General features: G+C 65.8%; 14 protein-coding genes, 1 tRNA gene and 1 pseudogene. 7 read left to right on the forward strand and 9 right to left on the reverse strand.

Going from position 1 to position 18,620, the window contains the following annotated elements:
- Positions 1 to 19 precede the first annotated feature (19 nt).
- From QFZ60_RS02175 to QFZ60_RS02185, 3 genes and pseudogenes are all read left to right on the forward strand, one after another.
- The gene (locus QFZ60_RS02175) at positions 20 to 1,000 is read left to right on the forward strand and encodes an aldo/keto reductase (protein WP_307087738.1); all 981 of its coding nucleotides are present in this window, start codon (positions 20 to 22) and stop codon (positions 998 to 1,000) included.
- Between the two features lie 28 nt (positions 1,001 to 1,028).
- A complete protein-coding gene (locus QFZ60_RS02180) occupies positions 1,029 to 1,676 on the forward strand; it encodes a uracil-DNA glycosylase (RefSeq protein WP_307087740.1) in 648 nt (215 codons plus the stop codon).
- Positions 1,677 to 1,727: 51 nt separating this feature from the next.
- Positions 1,728 to 3,187, forward strand: a pseudogene (locus tag QFZ60_RS02185) (DUF222 domain-containing protein).
- A gap of 16 nt (positions 3,188 to 3,203) precedes the next feature.
- Here the strand turns inward: QFZ60_RS02185 and nboR are convergent.
- Together nboR and aceE are read right to left on the reverse strand one after the other, a co-directional pair.
- Positions 3,204 to 3,848 carry a nicotine blue oxidoreductase gene (gene nboR, locus QFZ60_RS02190; protein ID WP_307087742.1) on the reverse strand — a complete coding sequence of 215 codons (645 nt, stop codon included), beginning with the start codon at positions 3,846 to 3,848 and terminating at the stop codon, positions 3,204 to 3,206.
- A gap of 76 nt (positions 3,849 to 3,924) precedes the next feature.
- Complete coding sequence (aceE, locus tag QFZ60_RS02195) at positions 3,925 to 6,666, reverse strand: pyruvate dehydrogenase (acetyl-transferring), homodimeric type (RefSeq protein ID WP_307087744.1); 2,742 nt, start codon at positions 6,664 to 6,666, stop codon at positions 3,925 to 3,927.
- Positions 6,667 to 6,798: 132 nt separating this feature from the next.
- On the opposite strand from aceE, the gene QFZ60_RS02200 reads away from it, so the two are divergent.
- Complete coding sequence (locus QFZ60_RS02200) at positions 6,799 to 7,560, forward strand: SDR family oxidoreductase (protein ID WP_307087746.1); 762 nt, start codon at positions 6,799 to 6,801, stop codon at positions 7,558 to 7,560.
- A gap of 14 nt (positions 7,561 to 7,574) precedes the next feature.
- Here the strand turns inward: QFZ60_RS02200 and QFZ60_RS02205 are convergent, their stop codons facing one another.
- From QFZ60_RS02205 to QFZ60_RS02215, 3 genes are read right to left on the reverse strand one after another with little or no spacing between them, the layout of a single operon-like run.
- Positions 7,575 to 7,952: a sterol carrier family protein gene (locus QFZ60_RS02205; protein ID WP_307087748.1), complete on the reverse strand. Its 378-nt coding sequence runs from the start codon at positions 7,950 to 7,952 to the stop codon at positions 7,575 to 7,577.
- Between the two features lie 41 nt (positions 7,953 to 7,993).
- On the reverse strand, positions 7,994 to 9,010 hold the full coding sequence (locus QFZ60_RS02210) for an asparaginase (protein WP_307087750.1): 1,017 nt from the start codon (positions 9,008 to 9,010) through the stop codon (positions 7,994 to 7,996).
- A 51-nt stretch (positions 9,011 to 9,061) separates the two neighbouring features.
- A complete protein-coding gene (locus QFZ60_RS02215) occupies positions 9,062 to 10,648 on the reverse strand; it encodes a molybdopterin-dependent oxidoreductase (protein WP_307087752.1) in 1,587 nt (528 codons plus the stop codon).
- Positions 10,649 to 10,743: 95 nt separating this feature from the next.
- On the opposite strand from QFZ60_RS02215, the gene purD reads away from it, so the two are divergent.
- A complete protein-coding gene (purD, locus tag QFZ60_RS02220; RefSeq protein ID WP_307093178.1) occupies positions 10,744 to 12,060 on the forward strand; it encodes a phosphoribosylamine--glycine ligase in 1,317 nt (438 codons plus the stop codon).
- Between the two features lie 3 nt (positions 12,061 to 12,063).
- Complete coding sequence (locus QFZ60_RS02225) at positions 12,064 to 13,002, forward strand: phosphoribosylaminoimidazolesuccinocarboxamide synthase (protein ID WP_307087754.1); 939 nt, start codon at positions 12,064 to 12,066, stop codon at positions 13,000 to 13,002.
- A gap of 61 nt (positions 13,003 to 13,063) precedes the next feature.
- Here the strand turns inward: QFZ60_RS02225 and QFZ60_RS02230 are convergent, their stop codons facing one another.
- Complete coding sequence (locus tag QFZ60_RS02230; protein ID WP_307087756.1) at positions 13,064 to 14,329, reverse strand: helix-turn-helix domain-containing protein; 1,266 nt, start codon at positions 14,327 to 14,329, stop codon at positions 13,064 to 13,066.
- A gap of 128 nt (positions 14,330 to 14,457) precedes the next feature.
- On the opposite strand from QFZ60_RS02230, the gene QFZ60_RS02235 reads away from it, so the two are divergent.
- Positions 14,458 to 14,673: a hypothetical protein gene (locus tag QFZ60_RS02235; protein ID WP_307087758.1), complete on the forward strand. Its 216-nt coding sequence runs from the start codon at positions 14,458 to 14,460 to the stop codon at positions 14,671 to 14,673.
- Between the two features lie 140 nt (positions 14,674 to 14,813).
- Here the strand turns inward: QFZ60_RS02235 and QFZ60_RS02240 are convergent.
- From QFZ60_RS02240 to QFZ60_RS02250, 3 genes are all read right to left on the reverse strand, one after another.
- Positions 14,814 to 14,890, reverse strand: a tRNA-Pro gene (locus QFZ60_RS02240).
- Between the two features lie 82 nt (positions 14,891 to 14,972).
- Positions 14,973 to 16,799, reverse strand: coding sequence for an ABC transporter ATP-binding protein (locus QFZ60_RS02245; protein WP_307087760.1), 1,827 nt, complete (start codon positions 16,797 to 16,799; stop codon positions 14,973 to 14,975).
- A complete protein-coding gene (locus QFZ60_RS02250; RefSeq protein ID WP_307087762.1) occupies positions 16,796 to 18,604 on the reverse strand; it encodes an ABC transporter ATP-binding protein in 1,809 nt (602 codons plus the stop codon). Before QFZ60_RS02250 ends, QFZ60_RS02245 begins: the two co-directional genes overlap by 4 nt.
- Positions 18,605 to 18,620 lie beyond the last annotated feature (16 nt).

Consider the following 18,620-nt stretch of genomic DNA (forward strand, 5'->3'; position numbering starts at 1 on the left):
CGTTGCATATAGTCGTGGGATGGAACAGCGGATTTTAGGCAAGACCGGACGGAACGTCTCCATTGTGGGGCTGGGTACCTGGCAGCTCGGGGCGGACTGGGGCAACGTTGACCCGGCACAGGCGCAGGCCATCCTCGCAGCCTCCGTGGAGGCCGGCGTGACCCTCTTTGACACCGCCGATGTCTACGGCGACGGCAAGAGCGAGCAGGCCATTGGAAAGTTCCTCGCGGACAACCCGGGCCTGGGCGTCACGGTGGCCACCAAGATGGGCCGCCGGGTGGAACAGCGGCCGGAAAACTACACCCTGGCCAACTTCCGCCAGTGGGTTGACCGGTCACGGAAGAACCTGGGCACGGACACCTTGGACCTGGTCCAGCTGCACTGCCCGCCCACTCCGGTCTACAGCAACAACGAGGTGTACGACGCCCTTGACACCCTGGTGTCCGAAGGCGCAATCAAGAACTACGGCGTCAGCGTGGAACGGACGGACGAGGCCCTCGAAGCGATCCGGCACGAGGGGACTGCATCGGTCCAGATCATCCTGAATGCCTTCCGGCTCAAGCCGCTGGATGAAGTGCTTCCTGCTGCCAAGGCCGCAGGCGTGGGCATCATCGCACGCGTGCCGCTCGCCTCCGGGCTGCTGTCAGGGAAGTACTCGAAAGACACCACCTTCGCCGAGAACGACCACCGGAACTACAACCGCAAGGGCGAAGCCTTCGACGTCGGTGAGACCTTCTCTGGCGTGGACTACGAACTGGGCCTGAAGGCCGTGGCTGAGTTCGAGCAGCTGGTGCCTTCCGGCGCTGCAACGGCGCAGGCGGCCATCGCCTGGATCGCCGCACAGGATGGGGTCACCACCGTCATCCCCGGTGCCCGCAATGTGGAGCAGGCCCGGGCCAATGCCGCGGCGGCTACGGTCAACGTGGGCAAGGAGTTCGACGACGGGGTGCGCTGGATCTACGACCACTACTTCCGCGAGTCCATCCACCCGCGCTGGTAACGTTCGCCGCCTGATTGGGAGCACGCCGGTGACCGCCTCCGTCCACGATTTTGTTGAGCGGCTTGCGGCTGTGGATACGGGAGCGGCGGCCAACAACTTCTTCAACCATTCGGTTCCGGCAAATGAGCTGCGCCGCCGCAACCTGGAAATCTATCTGCAGGAAATGCTCGATCGGCGGCCCGGAGTGCTGCTGGTAGGGGAGGCGCCTGGATTCAGGGGCATGCGCATCACCGGCGTCCCTTTCACCAACCGGACCATCTTTGAGGGCCCCGCCAACAGCTTCGGGCTCTTTGGACCCGGGAAGGGGTACGTGCTGCCGCCCGAAGCTGCGGGAGTTGCCGCAGAGCCAACGGCCACTGTGATGTGGCAGGTGCTGGAGGAAGTCGGGCTTCTGCCACTGCTGTGGAGCGCATTTCCCTGGCATCCCCATCAACCAGGGAAGCCGTTGTCCAACCGCACGCCCAGGCCCTCTGAAACAAAGCTGGGGACACCTTTCTGGCAGGACCTGGCGGAGCTCTTTGGGATCAGCTCCATCGTGGCAGTGGGCAACGTGGCGCAGCACAGCCTGCAGCGCTGCGGGCTGAACGCCCCCAAAATCCGGCATCCCGCCCACGGCGGCCGGGCTGGCTTCAAACGGGGACTGGAGCAGTTGCTGGCGGGAGGGGTGCAGGACTGAGCTGAACTCTTTGCAGGCCGGATTGTCAGACCCCCTTGTCATGATGGGTTTATGGGAAAAGCGGCAGTGGTGAGGGCGTTTGAGGACATCAAGGCTGCCCTCGCTGTGCTCAACGCAGAAGTTGATGGGGCGGGTTTGGAGCCCTTTTCGGCCGCGGATCCGTTGGCCGGTTTGGCGGATGGGTGCCTGGATATTTTGGCTGGGTCCCGGCGGGCCGAGGCGGGGATCGCTGGGCTGAAGGCGAAAGCCGCGGTACGGTACGCGGACAGCGCCTGTGCTGTGGCGGGGCGGATGTGCCGGTGCTGGCGCAGGAGATGGCGGTCGCGGCGGAGATAGGGTGCGTGCTGGCGCTGGGTCCGCGGGCTGCGGGGTCTTTCCTTGCCACCTCCCACGCCGTAACCGTCACGTTGCCGCGGACCCTGGAGGCTTTGCAGGTCGGGGTGATTTCATGGCAGGACGCCGTGGCCATGGCCGATGAGACGGCCAGCCTTGATGCTGCGGGGGCGGCGGCCTTGGAGGCGCATTTCCTGGATCCTGACGCACCGGGTGCGGCAAGGGGGTGCCCGGTGGGGCAGATGCCGGCGCACCGGTTCAAGGTTAAGGCCCGGCTCTGGCGGGAACGCCATCACGCGGAGTCGATTGAGAAGCGCCACGCCAAGAGTGTGGCGGACCGGCGGGTGGAGTTCCGGCCGGACCAGGACGGGATGGCCTGGCTCAGCGCGTGCCTGCCCTCGGACCAGGCGTTGGCTGGCTGGAACCGGCTCACCGCTGTTGCCCGGGGGATGCAGGGCCCTAACGAGTCCCGCACCATGGCCCAGCTCCGTGCAGACATCTTTGCCGACGCGGTTCTTGGCAGCGGAACTCTCGCCAGCACGGACGCCCGCGGGAGCACCGCGGGGACTGTTGAAGCAGCAGATTTCCCGTCCTCGCCGGTCCGGGCGCAGGTTCTGGTCACGGTCCCGGTGTTCGCGCTGATGGGGGTGACGGAGGAGCCGGCGGTCCTGGACGGGTACGGGCCGATCCCGGCGTCGATGGCCCGGCGGCTGGTCGCGGACGGGGCAGATTCTTTCCACCGGGTGTTGGTGGATCCGCGGGACGGGGCGCCGTTGGAGATCGGCAGGACCAGCTACCGAATCACGAAAGCGATGCGGGCCTGGCTGAGGATGCGGGACGGCAAGTGCCCGTTCCCTGGGTGCAGCAACAACTCGCTGGACAACGAAGCCGACCACATCCTCGCCTGGCACAAAGGCGGCACCACGGGGATCAGCAACTTGGGACAACCGTGCCCCAAGCACCACAGGCTCCGGCACACCACACGTTGGAAACCCACCCCGGCCGGCAAGAACGAACCACCCGGCTGGACCTCTCCGGCCGGCCGGCACTACAAAAGCGAACACCAGGACTGGGAACCACCACACTGGCCGGAGGGACTTAGGCCTGGCAGTATTGACTTCTTTCGACATGGAAAGTCACCCGGAGAAGATGCCCTTGAACGGTACCTTCGCATATAGGCATGATCAGCGGGTGTCAGCCGAGAAGGTGCAACTGGTCCGGAGTATCCACGTCTTCACCCGTTGACTGGTCGCTGCAATCCACCGCGTCCACCAGCTCCGGATGCGCCTGCAGGAAGCGGCGTGCCCCGGCGTCGCCCGTTACAGTCGCGCACACCGCATCCCTCAGCGAGGCGTCGATGAGCAGCGGGTGACCCCTCTGGAGTTCGGCGTCGCCGCCTTCGTCGAGGCCGTCCCGGCGGCGGTACGCGGCGGCGGTGATCCGTCCGGGGCGGTGGCGGGCCAGCAGCCGCTCCACCGTTGCGGGCGTCAGGCCGGGCTGGTCCACCAGTGCGATCAGTAGGTGGTCTCCCGGATCAGCGGCCTGGTGGCCGAGCAGGAACGAACCGCCCATTCCCGTGTGCCAGTCCTGGTTGACGATGACCCGGTAGCGGTCCAGTTCTGCCGTCGCTGCCACGTCCGGTGCGCCCGCTCCGAGGACCACCACCACCTCGCGGCAGCCGCCGTCGAGGAGGTTCCCGGCGATCATTTCCACAAGGGGCCGTCCACGGTAGGGGAGCAACGCCTTAGGGCCCAGACCGAGCCGGGTGCCTCCACCGGCGGCCAGGACGATGCCCGTCGTCTCGCAATGCTGCGAATTGTCCGGCCCCGTGTTGCCCATAACTGAACCCTAACCAAACAAGGGAGCCGGGTCAGTCTGCCCACGGAAATGACCCGGCTGCCGGATTGTGCCGGGATCAGGCGTCGCCGCCTGCCCCGCCCGTGGTCCCGGCCGTAACGTCCAGGAGCTTGTAGCGGTCCAGTGCGTATTGCGGCGCTCCCGCCTCCACTTCGCCCCTCGCCGCCAGAAGCTGCAGCACTTTCACCACGATGGAGTGGGTGTCGTTTTTGAAGTAGCGGCGGGCTGCTGCGCGGGTGTCGGAGAAGCCGAAGCCGTCGGCGCCGAGGGTGGCGAATTCGTTGGGGACGAATTGGCGGATCTGGTCCGGGACGGCTTTCATGTAGTCGGACACGGCGACGATGGGGCCGGTGGCGCCTTCGAGTTGCTGGGTGACGAAGGGGGTGCGGGCGGGTTGGCCGGGGTTGAGGAAGGCTTCTTCTTCGGCGGCGAGTCCGTCGCGGCGCAGTTCGTTCCAGGAGGTGACGGACCAGACGTCGGCGGAGACGTTCCAGTCGTCGGCGAGGATGCGTTGGGCGTCGATGGCCCAGGGCACGGAGACGCCGGAGGCGAGGATCTGGGTGCGGGGACCGTCGATCTTTGCCGGGGCGAGCAGGTAGATGCCCTTGATGACGCCTTCGATGTCGAGGTTTTCCGGTTCTGCGGGCTGGATGATGGGTTCGTTGTACACGGTGAGGTAGTACATGAGGTTCTTGTCGTCCGAGTCCGGACCGTACATCCGTTCCAGGCCCGAGCGCATGATGTGCCCCATTTCGTAGCCGTAGGCGGGGTCGTAGGTGATGACGGCGGGGTTGGTGGAGGCCAGCAGGGGGGAGTGGCCGTCGGCGTGCTGGAGGCCTTCGCCGGTGAGGGTGGTCCGGCCTGCGGTGGCGCCGATGATGAAGCCGCGGGTCATTTGGTCCGCTGCGGCCCAGAACGCGTCGCCGGTGCGCTGAAAGCCGAACATGGAGTAGAACACGTAGACCGGGACCAGGGGTACGCCGTGGGTGGCGTAGGCGGTTCCGGCGGCGGTGAACGCTGCGACGGCGCCGGCTTCGTTGATGCCGGGGTGGATCAGCTGCCCGGCGGGGGATTCCTTGTAGGCCAGGACCAGGTCCCGGTCCACGGACAGGTAGTTCTGGCCCTTGGGGTTGTAGATCTTCGCGGTCGGGAAGAACGCATCCATGCCGAAGGTGCGGGCTTCGTCGGGGATGATCGGGGCGATGTTCTTGCCGAAGTTCTTATCCCGCATCAGGTCCTTGAGGAGCCGGACGAAGGCCATGGTGGTGGCGGCCTGCTGCTTGCCCGAACCCCGCTTGGCCACCTCGTAGGACTTCGCGTCCGGCAAGGCGATTTCGGCGTGGGTGTTCCGGCGCTCCGGCACGGACCCGCCGAGGGCGGCGCGGCGTTCCATCATGTACTTGATTTCCGGGGCGTCGTTACCGGGGTGGTAGTACGGCGGCCGGTAGGCGTCGTTCTCGATCTGTTCGTCGGTGACGGGGATCCGGAGGTGGTCGCGGAACTTCTTCAGGTCATCCTGGGTCAGTTTCTTCATCTGGTGGGTCGCGTTGCGGCCCTCGAAGTGCGGGCCCAGGCCGTAGCCCTTGACGGTGTGGGCGAGGATGACGGTGGGTTTGCCCTTGAATTCGGTGGCTGCTTTGTAGGCGGCGTAGACCTTGCGGTAGTCGTGGCCGCCGCGTTTGAGGTTCCAGATCTGGTCATCGGTCAGGTCCGCGACGAGGTCTTTGGTCTGCGGGGTCTTGCCGAAGAAGTGTTCGCGGACGAACCCGCCGGATTCGGCTTTGTAGGTCTGGTAGTCCCCGTCGACGGTCTCGTTCATGATTTTCACCAGGGACCCGTCGGTGTCGCGGGTGAGCAGGTCATCCCACTCCCGGCCCCAGACGACCTTGATCACGTTCCAGCCCGCGCCGCGGAAGAACGCTTCGAGTTCCTGCATGATCTTGCCGTTGCCGCGCACCGGCCCGTCCAGGCGCTGGAGGTTGCAGTTGATCACGAAGTTCAGGTTGTCAAGGTTCTCGTTCGCTGCCAGCTGGAGCAGGCCGCGGGACTCGGGCTCGTCCATTTCGCCGTCGCCCAGGAACGCCCAGACCTGCTGGTCAGAGGTGTCTTTCAGGCCGCGGTTGTGCAGGTAGCGGTTGTTCTGGGCCTGGTAGATCGCGTTCATCGGGCCGATGCCCATGGACACGGTGGGGAATTCCCAGAAGTGCGGCATCAGGCGCGGGTGCGGGTAGGAGGACAGGGCGTGGCCGGCCCGGGACTTTTCCTGCCGGAACCCGTCCAGGTCCTCCTCGGACAGGCGTCCTTCCATGAACGCCCTGGCGTACATGCCGGGGGAGGCGTGGCCCTGGAAGAAGACCTGGTCCCCGCCGCCGGGGTGGTCCTTGCCGCGGAAGAAGTGGTTGAACCCGACCTCGTACAGGGTCGCGGCCCCGGCGTAAGTGGAGATGTGCCCGCCGACCCCGATATCGGGCCGCTGCGCCCGGTGGACCATGACCGCGGCGTTCCACCGCATGTACGCCCGGTACCGGCGCTCGTACTCCTCGTTGCCCGGGAACTCGGCTTCCTGGTCCACCGGGATCGTGTTCACGTAATCGGTGGTGGTCACCATCGGCACCCCGACGCTCTGCGCGCCCGCGCGCTGCAGCAGGCTCCGCATGATGTATTGGGCACGCTCGGTGCCCTGTTCCCTGATCAACGCGTCCAGGGACTCAACCCACTCGGCAGTCTCTTCCGGATCACGATCAGGCAGCTGGTTAGTCAACCCGCTGAGGATATGGGAGGTATCTTCTCCTGCAGCCACGTCAGCCTCTTTTCATCTTTGAACGCATCGGGCTCATGTTTTTCGTATTGCGAGAAAACATTTTTGCTATTCGAGATTATGGATGTGTGCGCGTAGGATGCAAATATGACCGGTGCAGGCGAGGAGGACGTTATGAGCAGCCCTGATCAGATCCGAAAGGTCGCCGTCGTCACCGGCGCAGGCTCCGGCATCGGGCGGGAGGTTGCCCGGCAGATGCTGGCCGACGGATACCGGGTGGCACTTGCCGGCCGCCGGGAGGCGCAGCTGAAGGAAACAGCGGACGGCAGCCCGGACGCACTGGTGGTTCCCTGCGACGTGACCCGGCCCGACGACGTCGAACGCCTTTTCGAGGCGGCCCGCCAACGGTGGGGGCGCGTGGACGTGCTGTTCAACAACGCCGGGGTGTTCGGCCCGGCGGCCGGGGTGGACGAGATCAGCCTGGCGGACTGGAACGCCACCTTGGCCGTGAATCTGACCGGGTCCATGCTGTGCGCCGCCGCTGCCGTCCGGACCATGAAGGTGCAGGAACCCCAGGGCGGGCGGATCATCAACAACGGCTCCATCTCCGCGCATTCACCGCGGCCGCGTACCGTGGCCTACACCGTCACCAAGCACGCCATGACCGGCCTGACCAAGAGCATCGAACTGGACGGCCGCGGTTACGGCATCACCTGCGGGCAGATCGATATCGGCAACACCGCCACCGAGATCATGGACACCATCGGCGTCGGCTCGGGGGCGCTGCAGGCGGACGGCAGCCGCAAGGTGGAGCCGATGTTCCCGGTGGCGGATGCTGCGCGTGCGGTGCTGATGATGGCCAACATGCCGGCCTCGGCCAGCGTGGGCTCCGTGGTGGTCACCGCGGCGGGGATGCCCTTCATCGGCCGCGGGTAGCCGCACCGGTAGGGCTACAGCGGCAGCAGGGCCGACAGGTCCGCGCGCAGGCCGGACGCTGCCACCTTGCCGGCCCCGACTGCCTCCGCCCAGCCCAACTGGCCGGTCACCATCGCAAGCCAGGTGGCGGCGTCGCACTCAATCACGTTGGGCGGGGTTCCGCGCGTATGCCGCGGACCCTCAACGCACTGGGTGACGCCAAAGGGCGGGACGCGCACCTCCACGGAGTTCCCCGGTGCGCGCGCCGTCACCTCCTCCAATGAGTACCTGACCGCAGTGGCCAGGACGGTCCGCGGCAGGGGAGCGTCCGACGCCGGCTGGGCAGCTTCCAGCCATGCCTTCAGTGCTGCTTTGCCTTCCGTGACATCAATACGACGGCGGGCTACGGCCATGCGTTCAATCTTCCTTCGGTGTGTCGCTGGGGGATGGGGCGTCAGTCCAGGAGCGCGGAAACTGCCGGTCCCAGCCTGATCTTGCCCACCGGGCGGCCGCCGCCGAGCACGGGTTCCACCACGCGCTCCAGGGTGCTGGCAACTCCCGGGATCTCCACGGCCCCTGCCGCGGCGAGGAGGGTGAGGGCCACCAGCGAGGTGGCGCGGACATTGCCGTCAAGGATCTTGACTGCCACGGAGACGCCTTGGGGCGTTGCCATGGCCAGGACGCCCTCAGCCCCGATTTTGGCAATGACCTCCAGCTCAGCCATCACCAGGGTGTTGGCTTCGCCGCGGCCCTGCACCGCCCAGGGGTAGTCAAGCATCGAGGTGGCGATGGTGGCGGCCCTGGCGCTGAAGCTCTGGTCGCCGGGGGCCTTGGCCAGGTGGGAGTATGCCCTTGCAAGGCCCTTCAGGGAAACAGCCGCCACGGGGGCGCCGCAGCCGTCGATCCCCAGGTGCGCGATCTTCTCGCCCGTGTATTCCTCCACGACGGTCCGGACCCGCTGCTGCAACGGATGGTTCGGCTCCAGATAACTGTGCGTGTCCCACCCGTTCTCAGTACAGGCCCACAGGAAGGCTGCGTGCTTCCCGGAACAGTTGTACGCCAGCCGCGACTTCCCCTTCTCCGAGCGCACCAGCCAGTTCCGGGCCGTTTCATCCTGCGGCCACGCCTCAGGGCACTGCAGCTGGTCTTCACGGACGCCCGCTGCCTTGAGCATGCCCGCCACCACATCCATGTGGTCCAGGGATCCGGTATGGCTTCCGCACGCGATGGCCACCTGGGCGCCCCTCAGCGGAACCCCTGACTGCATGGACGCCAGGGCCTGGAACGGCTTGAGCGTGGACCGCGCATAGATGGGGGTGTTGATGTCCCCGAGTTCCGTGACCACCGAACCGTCCGCGGACAGGAGCACGGCCGAACCGATGTGCCGCGACTCCACAAAGCCGCTTCGTTCGATCACGGCCAGTTCGACGGCGGAGTCAACAGTGAAGGTGGCATGCGGATTGTGCGGCATACAGCCAGTCTATGGGCCAGCCCCGCAGATGCCCGGGACTGCAGCACGGGACTACTGCACGGTGACCATCACCGACTGCCACCCCGATGCGCCGTCAGGGACGGGATCGGCGCGCTGGTCCGTCTGTACCTCCCCGGTCCCGTCCGTGGCCCGGACCTTGATGTAATGCGGGCCGGGCGTGGCGTCCCACTCGTAAGACCACTGGCGCCAGGTGACGGTGGACGCTTCGGTGGAAAGGGTTGCCTCCGTCCAGTCGCCATTGTCGATCTGGAGTTCCACTTTGGTGATGCCGCGCGTCTGGGCCCAGGCGGTACCGCCCACGGCGACTTTCCCGGCCGGTACTTTCGCAAAGGATTTCGGCACGTCCACGCGTGCCATCGTCTTGATGGGTCCGCGCTCCGACCAGCCCCGCTCGGTCCAGTAGGCCTTGCTGTCCGCGAACCGCGTGACCTCCAGGTCCACCACCCACTTGGTGGCGGAGACGAACCCGTACAGCCCGGGAACCACCATCCGTACCGGGTAGCCGTGCTCCAGCGGAAGCGGCTCCCCGTTCATGCCGATGGCCAGCATGGCGTCCCTGTCGTCCTGCAGGACCTCCAGGGGAGTGGAGGCGCTGAAGCCGTCGATGGACTTCGACAGCACCATGTCCGCCCCGCCCTTGGGTTTGGCGCGCGCCAGGACTTCACGGATGGGCAGGCCCAGCCACTTGGCGTTGCCGGCCAGGTTGCCGCCCACGGGATTGGAGACGCAGGTGAGCGTGACATGCGACTCGATCAGGTCGGCGTCGAGCAGGTCCTGGAAGGTCAGAGTGACCTCCTGTTCCACGAGCCCGTGCACGCGCAGTTCCCAGTCGTCAACATTGATTTCCGGGACGCTCAGCGCCGTATCGATCCGGTAGAAATCGCCGTTGGGGGTCAGCCACGGCGGAACCCCGGGCACGGGGGACTGGACCCCGGCGGGTACGACGGCTGCGGCCTTTGCCGGGGACGGCAAGGCCAGCGCTTCCCTTGCCTTGGCCACATTGCTGCGGGCGGCAGCCAGCACCCGCCCGCCGGTGGCGGCAATGCCCGCGGCTACTGCGGTGATCCCGGCAGCCGCGAAGAACCGGCGGCGGCTGGTGCCGTTGCTCCCAACCTCTTCCCCGCCGTCGGCCGCTGTATCCGCCGGAGCCTCCGGCCACGACCTCAAGCCCCACAGCGGCACCATCAGGCGGCGCAGGACCACCAACCCGGCAATGGTTCCCAGCACGGAAGGGATGGCATCCGCGGCGCCCACCCCCGCGCGGGTCACCACGCTGGCCACGATCACGGCCCCCATGAACAGCACGCCCAGGACGCCCAGCGCCCATTTCCGGTAGGCCACCACGCCCAGAATGCAGGCAAGCACCGCGATGGTCACGCCCATGCCCACGAACAGCGCCGCCTTGTCGTTGGTACCGAAGGTGGCGATCGCAAAGTCCTTCAACGCCGGCGGCGTGAAATCGATGAAGGTGGACCCCAGGGCAAACAGGGGAGTAGCCCTGGCGGTGAAGAACGCCCCGGTCAGCTCCGCAACAGCAAGTACGACGGCGGCTGCCACCACGCCTGCCAATGCGGCCATGGTTGCGGGGCCTGTAATCCTGTTTCGCAGCTTTGTCATGTCTATGGTTCGGAGCGGGCGGGGGTCCGGATTGACTGGGCGGGGGAGGACACAGCTTAGGAGCCGGGAGGGTGCACAAAGTACCCTTGGACACTGTGAAGGTACTCGTCATTGGCCCCGGAGGCCGCGAACACGCCATTGTCCGCTCCCTGCTTGCCGACCCCAACGTGTCCGAGGTCCACGCGGCGCCTGGCAATGCCGGCATCAGCAAGCTGGTCCCCACCTACAACATCAACGGCAACGATCCCGAGGCGGTTGCGGCACTGGCCACCCGGCTCGGCGTGGACCTCGTGGTGGTGGGCCCTGAGGCTCCGCTGGCCGCGGGCGTATCGGACGCCGTCCGCGAAGCCGGCATTCCCGTGTTTGGGCCCAGCAAGGCAGCGGCCCAGCTGGAGGCGTCAAAGGCCTTCGCCAAGGAAGTCATGGCGGAAGCAGGCGTCCCCACGGCGATGGCCATGGTGGCCACGAATGCCGGGGAAGCAGCCTCCGCCCTGGACACCTTCGGTGCCCCGTACGTCGTGAAGGACGATGGGCTCGCCGCCGGCAAGGGCGTTGTGGTCACCCGCAACCGCGATGAAGCCCTGGCGCACGCCCAGTCCTGCTTCGACGCCGGCGGCTCGGTGGTCATCGAGGAGTTCCTGGACGGCCCTGAAGTTTCCCTGTTTGTCCTCTGCGATGGGCAGAACACCGTGGCGCTCTCGCCCGCACAGGATTTCAAGCGCATCTTCGACAACGATGAAGGGCCCAACACCGGCGGCATGGGCGCCTACACGCCGCTCGAGTGGGCCCCGCAAGGCCTGGTCCAGGAAGTCCTTGACCGGGTAGCCCAGCCAACCGTCAAGGAAATGGCCCGCCGCGGCACCCCGTTCGTAGGCGTCCTGTTCGTCGGGCTGGCCCTTACCTCGCGCGGCACCCGCGTCATTGAGTTCAACGTCCGCTTCGGCGACCCCGAGACCCAGGCGGTCCTCGCCCGGCTCAAGACCCCCCTCGGTGCGCTGCTGATGGCGGCCGCCAAGGGCGAACTGGACAAGGCAGAAGAGCTGCGCTGGGCCAGGGAAACCGCCGTCGCCGTGGTCATCGCCTCGGAAAACTACCCGGACAAGCCCCGCACCGGCGACCGCATCCGCGGGCTCAAGAAGGTTGAGGAACTCGACGGCGTGCACATCATCCACGCCGGAACCGCCCTGGACGACGAAGGCAAGGTGGTGTCCGCCGGCGGACGGGTGCTGGCCGTCGTCGCCCTTGGCAGCGACCTGGTGGAGGCACGCGAGAAAGCGTACGACGGCGTGGAGCTGGTGAAGCTGGACGGCTCGCAGTTCCGCACCGACGTCGGACGCAAAGCCGCCCGCGGGGAAATCAAGGTGCCTTACGGCGCCACGGGCTCCATGCCCATCGTGAAAGCAAAGGCCTGACCCATGACTGCAACCCCAGAGAACCGCGGCTACGCCACCAAAACCCTTGACCTGCCCGGCTGGACACACGTCTACTCCGGCAAGGTGCGCGACCTCTACGAGCCCGCCGACGAGTCCATCCTGCAGCGCGTTGGCCAGGAATGCGTGCTGGTGGTGGCCAGCGACCGGATCAGCGCCTACGACCACCTGCTGTCCAGCGAAATCCCCGACAAGGGACGCATCCTGACCCAGCTGAGCCTCTGGTGGTTTGACCAACTGGGCGTGGAACATCACGTGCTCGGCTCCACCGTGGAGGACGGCGTGCCGGCCGAGGTGGAGGGCCGGGCGATGATCTGCAAGAAGCTGGACATGTTCCCGGTGGAGTGCATCGCCCGCGGCTACCTCACAGGGTCCGGCCTGCAGGAGTACAAGGCTTCCGGAACGGTGTGCAACATCCCGCTGCCCGAAGGCCTGCTGGACGGGTCCCGGCTCGAGCGCCCCATTTTCACACCGTCAGCCAAGGCGCTGATCGGTGAGCACGACGAGAACATCACCTACGACGCCGTGGTGGCGCTGGTTGGCGACGACATCGCCGCCCGCCTCAGCGAGTTGACGCTGAAGATCTACACGACGGCGGAAAAGGTCGCCCGCGAGCGCGGCATCATCCTGGCGGATACCAAGGTGGAGTTCGGCTACGACGCCGTCTCCGGGTCCATCACCCTGGGCGATGAGGTTCTGACCCCGGATTCCTCGCGCTTCTGGGACGCCGGCACCTACAAGCCGGGCCAGGCCCAGCCTTCCTACGACAAGCAGTATGTCCGGGACTGGCTCACGTCAGCCGAGTCCGGTTGGGACAAATCTTCGGACACCCCGCCGCCCGCGCTTCCCGCGGAGGTAGTGGAGCGTACCCGCGGCCGGTATGTCGAAGCGTACGAGAAGATCACTGGAAAGACGTTCTCCTAGGCCAGCCTCGGCCAACCTTGAAGCCAGGTAAGCCCGCTTTTGCGGGTTTACCTGGCTTCGCTTAACTGGCTTTGGCGGCCGCGGCAGCGCGTTTCTGCGCCAGCTTGATTTCCAGGATGGCGTCCAGCGCCTGCTGGACCCGGTCCTGTGCGCCGGCAGCGGCGAACGCCTTTTGGGCGTCCTCAAGATGGACCAGTGCTTCGTCGGTATCGCCCGCGGCCTTGAGGGACTTGCCAAGCAGCAGTGAAACCTCCCCGGCGGTGTGCTTGGCAAGATGCTCCCGCTCCGCATGGATCTCGCGCAATTTTTCGACGGCGGCAACGATATCCCCGGTCAGGTACAGCCAGCGGGCACGGATGAAGGCGACTTCCAATTGATCCGACTTGTTCCCACCCACAATCGACAATGCCAGTTCAGCCCGTTCGATCGACGAAAGCGTCTCCGGTTCCACGATGCCAGAGGATAGCCGAACCGCTGCCGACGCCTTATTGAACCGGGCCCACAATTCGATGTCGTTGGCAGGGGAGAGCAGGCGCGCTGCCCGTTCGTGGTGCTTGACGCCTTCCATGTAGTCATGCCGCATAAATGCGACGTTCCCAACAACCCAAGCCACCTCGCCGGCGAGCTGGGTCATTGAGAGCTCGTCGACGTGGTCAATCATTGCCTGGCAATACATCCAGGCGTCGTCCAGCCGACCGCTTTCTGCAAGAGCGCCAATGAGTGCGTGATGGGCGTTGATGATCAACGTGGAGCCCTTAGGGAGCTGCTTGCAGAGGTCCACTGCCTGGATCCCCTGGTCCACCGCAAGACTCAGCTGCCCCTGGCCCTGGTAAATTCCGGCCAGCATCTGGTGTGCCCGAACGGCAAGGCCGGCCGATTCCCTGGCCATGGGGTGCTCGAGCAGGTGCTCCATGATTTTCTGGGCGTCGCGCCAGTTTCCCTGCTTGATAAGGCATTCGGCCTGCATGTAGGTCATGTTCCACCACGCGCTGGTGTTTCGCCCCTCAAGGGCAATCTTCGCGGCCGTGGCAGCGTGACTTGCTGCCAATGGATAGTCACGAAGGTCCCAGGCCTGGCGGGCGTAGAGCCCTGCCAGCACGTACTCGGCGTCGCTTACGGAAATCGGTTGGCTCCACGCCTCCAGCGCCTTGGGGGCGAGTTCCAACCTGCGCGCCAATTCTTCAATGACTTCGGCCGTCGGCTCCCGGCGTCCGGTTTCGAGCAGAGAAATGTAGCTGGGTGAATACAGGTCCTTGCCCAGTTCGGCCTGCGTCAGTCCACGCTCGAGGCGCTCCGCGCGGAGTTTCTCTCCGAACCCGTTGCCCACGCGTTTCCTCCTTCTGGACACTTGGGCTGCCGAATGCTTGACAGTCCCTGTGGAAAATATTTTACAATGTGTGTCAACAAGGACAGTGCTGGCTTTGTAACGAATCCGACTCGTATTGAGGAACTTATATGTTGAAGAAGATCGCAACCGCGGCCGCCCTGGCTGGGGCCCTGGCTTTTTCTGCGGCGGCTCCGGCCGTCCTGGCTTCAGGTTCCGTCGCCGATAACTCGGGTACGTCGGTAGCTGTAGGCAACTGGCCTGACCCCGCCTCTGCAAAGGTGAAGAAGGACAAAAGCAAGGATGCCACCATTACCTACGTGGGCAACTGGCCTGATCCCGGATAAATAGCTTCCTCGCAACAGGAGGCGATGAGACAGCCCCGGAGCAAGCGCTCCGGGGCTGTTTCTGTTAAACGCTAGGCGATGGCCGTGACCACATCGAGATGAAAAAAGAGGGCCTCCGCAAGGAGACCCTCTTTTCGTTATGGTCGGGATGACAGGATTTGAACCTGCGACCTCTTCGTCCCGAACGAAGCGCGCTACCAAGCTGCGCTACATCCCGATCCGCTGCAAAAGCAACTTTACAAGGATAGCCGATCCAGGCTCTGGATGTGAAATCCCGGGCGGCGAACCGAAGAAGCGGGTCAGACCAGCGAGTCTTTCCATGCCCCGTGCAGGTCGGCGAAGCGTCCGCCGCCGCCGATCAGTTCCTCCGGCGTGCCATCCTCCACGATCCGGCCGTCGTGCACCACCAGGACACGGTCCGCCGTCTCCACCGTGGACAGGCGGTGCGCGATGATCAGGGCCGTCCTGCGCGCCGCCTCCGTCCCAGCAAGCAGGCGGGCCAGCCCGGCCTGCACCAGCCGCTCCGACGGGATATCCAGCGATGAGGTGGCCTCGTCCAGGATCAGCACCGCCGGTTGCGCAAGGAACGCCCTGGCAAAGCTGATCAGCTGCCGCTGGCCGGAGGAGACCCTGCCGCCGCGCTTGTTGACGTCGGTGTCGTAGCCTTCGGGAAGCTCCAGGATGAACTCATGCGCGCCCACCGCCTTGGCGGCCTCTTCGATCTCCCCGCGTGATGCTTCAGGCCGGCCAAGTGCTATGTTGTCCGCCACCGAGCCGCTGAACAGGAAGGCTTCCTGGGTGACCATGACGATGTTCCGGCGGAGGTCGGTGGTAGCCAGGTCGCGGAGATCCACGCCGTCCAGGGTGAGGGTGCCGGAGGTGACGTCGTAGAAGCGTGCAATGAGTTTGGCCAGGGTGGATTTCCCGGCGCCTGTCTGTCCCACCAGCGCAACGGTCTGCCCGGCCGGGATGTGCAGGTCCAGTCGGGGCACCACCAATGGGCCATCGCCGTAGCGGAATTCCACGCCGTTGAAGTCGATGCGCCCCGTGGCACTGGGAAGGGGCAGCGGGTTCTTCGGCGGCCGGACCGTGGGCACCTCTTCGAGCAGTCCGGACACTTTTTCCAGGGCTGCCTGGGCGCTTTGGAATGAGTTGTAGAACATGGCCATCTGGTCCACGGGCTGGAAGAACCGCTTGGTGGAGAGGATGAGGGCCAGGAGCACGCCCACTGCCAGCTCGCCGCCCAGCACCCGGAATCCGCCGAACAGCAGGACCACGGCAACGCAGACGTTGCCGATCAGCACCAGGCCAGGCTGGAAGATGCCGTTGAGGTTGATGGACCGGACGGTGACCAGCCGGTAGTCCTCGGCGAGTTTGCCGTAGCGCTCCGAGTTCTCCTTCTCCTTGCGGAAGGCCTTGACCGCGCGGATGCCGGTCATGGTTTCCACGAAGTGCACGATCAGCCGGGCGGAGACCACGCGGGATTCCCGGAACGCGATCTGCGAGTGCTTCTGGTACCAGCGGGAGAGGAAGAACATCGGCACGCCGGCGGCCAGCACCAACAAGCCGCTCCGCCAGTCCAGGGCAAAGATGGTGACGGCGGTAAAGGCCATGAAGAGCATGCCGGAAGCAAGGGAGCTGACGCCCGAATCGAGAAGTTCGCGCAACGCCTCCAGGTCCGAGGTCTGCCGGGCGATGATCCTGCCGGAGGTGTACTTTTCGTGGAACTCCAGGCTGAGCCGCTGCGTGTGGCGGAAGACGCGCACGCGCAGGTCCAGCAGCATCGCCTGGCTGAGCCGCGCAGTGGAGGTGACGTAGAGGGCGGTGAGTCCCGCCGTCGCAATGGCTGCCAAAAGGTAGGCGACGCCGGTGAACACCAGCGGGAGGTTGTCGCCGGCCTGGAGGGCGGGCAGGGCGTGGTCAATCCCGAACGCGATCAGTGCGGGGCCGGCGACCCGTGCGGCCTGGGACAGGACCACCATGGCGATGGTCAGCCAGAACCGTACCCGCACCGGACGGATCAGCGACCGCAGCAGGGCGAGCGACCGGCGTCGTACTGCCCTGCTGTCGCTCTTGCTGAGGTGGGCGTTGTCTTCATTGGCGGTGCCGAACGTTGCGGTGCTCATCGGGTCACTTCCTCAGCCTGGTCTTCGAGGGCCGACAGTTCGGAGTCCAGGTCCCGCGGCTCCCGGTCCAGGCTGGCGATGACGTAACGGTAGTGCTGGTTGGAGGCCAGCAGCTCGGTGTGCGTTCCGACCGCGGTGATGCGTCCGTCCTCCAGCAAAGCCACCCGGTCTGCGAGGGCCACGGTGGAAGGACGGTGGGCCACGATCAGGGTGGTGGTGTCCTTCAGGACCTCCCGGAGGCGGGCCTCCACCAGTTCTTCGGTGTGAACGTCCAGGGCGGATAACGGATCGTCCAGGACCAGGACTCTTGGACGCGCGGCGATGGCACGTGCCAGGGCAATGCGTTGCCGCTGGCCGCCGGACAGGCTCAGGCCTTCCTCGCCGATCAGCGTGTCCACGCCCTCGGGCAGGGAATAGGCGAAGTGTGCCTGGGCCACGTCAAGGGCCTCGTCCAGGACATCCTCCGTGCGGACCGGGGCGCCAAGCAAAACGTTGTCCCGCACGGAATTGGAGAAGAGCGTGGTGTCCTCGAAAGCTACACCGACGATCCTGCGCAGCTCCTCGACATCGAAGTCCCGGAGGTCGACGCCGTCGATGGTGATGGCGCCGCCGCTGACGTCGTACAGCCGGGGCACCAGCTGGATCAGCGCACTCTTGCCGCTGCCGGTAATGCCTACCAGGGCCATGGTTTCTCCGGGCAGGATGTCCAGGTTGATGTCCTTGAGGATCGGCTTGTCCGGTGCGTCCTCGAAGGCGAAGGTTGCGTGGTTGAAGCGGAGCGCCCCCGACAGTTGGCCCGGGCTGCTGGGCTGTGCGGGGCTGGTGATGGCGTTCTGCGTGTCCATCACTTCGTAGTGGCGGTCGACGGCGGTCTTGGCCGTGAGTGCCATGGCCAGCAGCATGCCGGAAAATTCCACGGGGGAGGCGATGACTGCGGCGGTGGCAAAGAACGCCACCAGGGCGCCGATGCTCAACTCGCCGCTGGCGCACAGCATCACGCCCACTATCAGGCCGGCTCCCAGGGCGAGTTCGGGAAGCAGGGTGACCACCATGGTGAACGTTGCCTGGTGCCGTGCCTTTGCGATCTCCGTCTGGCGCAGTTCCTCCGCCTGCTCGTTGAAGTTTTCCAGGGCCTCCCGGCTGCGCCCGAAGGCCTTGAGCACCCGGATGCCGTGGACGGATTCCTCTACCGTTGTGGCAAGGTCCCCGGCCTGGTCCTGGCTTTGGCGGGCAACCTTGCTGAACCGGGTGCGGAACCGGAAGCTGTTGATGGTGATGGGAACGGCGGCGGCCAGGAAGATCAGGGCCAGCTGCCAGCTCATGGCGAACATGGCCACGATGCCGATGATCACGGTCAGTGTGGTGACTACCAGCATGATGGCGCCAAAGGCCATCCAGCGGCGCAGGAAGTTCAGGTCCGTCATGGCCCGCGACAGCAGTTGGCCGGAGCCCCACCGGTCGTGGAAGGAGACGGTCAGTTCCTGCAGGTGGTCATAGAGGGACACCCGCATCCGGGTTTCCACGGAGGTGGCGGGGTTGATGACGAACTGCCGGCGCAGGGCCACCAGTCCCGCCTCGGCGATGCCCAGGACCAGGATGATTGCGGCGGAAACCCAGACGGCATCCGGCGTACCCCCTGGCTGCAGTGCCGTGTTCACCAGGACCCGCAGCACCTGCGGGATGGTCAGGGCCACCACGCTGGCCAGGAGGGCGCAGAGGAGTCCCATCAGGAGCCTGGGGATGATGGGCCGGACGTGCGGATAAAGACGGCTGATGGATCGGAAAAATGGAGTCTGCTTGGCCATGCCCGCTTCTCAAGCT

Origin of the sequence: Arthrobacter sp. B2I5, assembly GCF_030816735.1 — a bacterium.
Taxonomy (GTDB): domain Bacteria; phylum Actinomycetota; class Actinomycetes; order Actinomycetales; family Micrococcaceae; genus Arthrobacter.

Bases quoted from the DNA above. Each gene is read 5' to 3' on its own strand.
- QFZ60_RS02175 (WP_307087738.1), top strand. From the start codon at position 20: ATGGAACAGCGGATTTTAGGCAAGACCGGACGGAACGTCTCCATTGTG.
- QFZ60_RS02200 (WP_307087746.1), top strand. From the start codon at position 6,799: ATGAGCAGCCCTGATCAGATCCGAAAGGTCGCCGTCGTCACCGGCGCA.
- QFZ60_RS02215 (WP_307087752.1), bottom strand. From the start codon at position 10,648: ATGACAAAGCTGCGAAACAGGATTACAGGCCCCGCAACCATGGCCGCA.
- QFZ60_RS02245 (WP_307087760.1), bottom strand. From the start codon at position 16,799: ATGAGCACCGCAACGTTCGGCACCGCCAATGAAGACAACGCCCACCTC.
- QFZ60_RS02225 (WP_307087754.1), top strand. From the start codon at position 12,064: ATGACTGCAACCCCAGAGAACCGCGGCTACGCCACCAAAACCCTTGAC.
- QFZ60_RS02235 (WP_307087758.1), top strand. From the start codon at position 14,458: ATGTTGAAGAAGATCGCAACCGCGGCCGCCCTGGCTGGGGCCCTGGCT.
- QFZ60_RS02205 (WP_307087748.1), bottom strand. From the start codon at position 7,952: ATGGCCGTAGCCCGCCGTCGTATTGATGTCACGGAAGGCAAAGCAGCA.
- nboR (WP_307087742.1), bottom strand. From the start codon at position 3,848: ATGGGCAACACGGGGCCGGACAATTCGCAGCATTGCGAGACGACGGGC.
- QFZ60_RS02250 (WP_307087762.1), bottom strand. From the start codon at position 18,604: ATGGCCAAGCAGACTCCATTTTTCCGATCCATCAGCCGTCTTTATCCG.
- QFZ60_RS02210 (WP_307087750.1), bottom strand. From the start codon at position 9,010: ATGCCGCACAATCCGCATGCCACCTTCACTGTTGACTCCGCCGTCGAA.